This is a genomic window from Brevibacillus sp. MCWH, from assembly GCF_013096935.1.
In the GTDB taxonomy this organism is placed as follows: domain Bacteria; phylum Bacillota; class Bacilli; order Brevibacillales; family Brevibacillaceae; genus Brevibacillus; species Brevibacillus aydinogluensis.
On record NZ_SDLF01000093.1, the window covers coordinates 1 to 611 of the forward strand.

The following is a 611-nucleotide window of genomic DNA, read 5'->3' on the forward strand; positions in this document are numbered from 1 at the left end:
GCGCAATTAGATGATTTCATTGCTACGTTTGAAGTTGATGAGGTGTTAGTAGCACCACTTATTCCAGGCATTGAACAGCGTTGTAAAACATTAAAATTACTCGCGGAAATCTATTTGTAGCATTTTAAATAGAAGAGAAAGGATGAAGATAAGATGAAAAAGTTAGCCAATTATTTATGGGTAGAAAAAGTAGGAGATTTGTATGTGTTTAGTATGACACCTGAATTGCAAGATGATATTGGGACAGTAGGTTATGTTGAATTCGTGCGTCCAGATGAAGTTAAAGTGGATGATGAAATTGTGAGTATCGAAGCATCGAAAACGGTCATTGATGTGCAAACGCCATTGTCAGGAACGATTATTGAGCGAAATACAAAAGCGGAAGAAGAACCGACAATTTTAAACTCTGAAAAACCAGAAGAAAATTGGTTGTTCAAATTGGATGATGTCGATAAAGAAGCATTCCTGGCATTACCGGAGGCTTAAATGGAAACGTTAAAATCAAATAAAGCGAGACTTGAATATTTAATCAATGATATGCGTCGAGAGAGAAATGACAATGACGTATTGGTAATGCCATCTTCATTTGAAGATTTGTGGGAATTATATCG

The 611-nt window shown here is 35.8% G+C and carries 1 protein-coding gene and 2 pseudogenes; all 3 read left to right on the top strand.

The window, feature by feature from the left end; all coding sequences use genetic code 11:
* Positions 1–120 (top strand): annotated as a pseudogene (locus tag ETC00_RS19500) (LLM class flavin-dependent oxidoreductase); the annotation flags it as partial.
* Between the two features lie 33 nt (positions 121–153).
* Entirely contained in the window at positions 154–486 is a 333-nt protein-coding gene (locus tag ETC00_RS19505) for a glycine cleavage system H family protein (RefSeq protein ID WP_171567707.1), read from the top strand.
* Positions 487–611: pseudogene (locus ETC00_RS19510) on the top strand (protein-ADP-ribose hydrolase); the annotation flags it as partial.

Coding starts and splice junctions, on each gene's coding strand:
- ETC00_RS19505 (WP_171567707.1), top strand. CDS start 154: ATGAAAAAGTTAGCCAATTATTTATGGGTAGAAAAAGTAGGAGATTTG.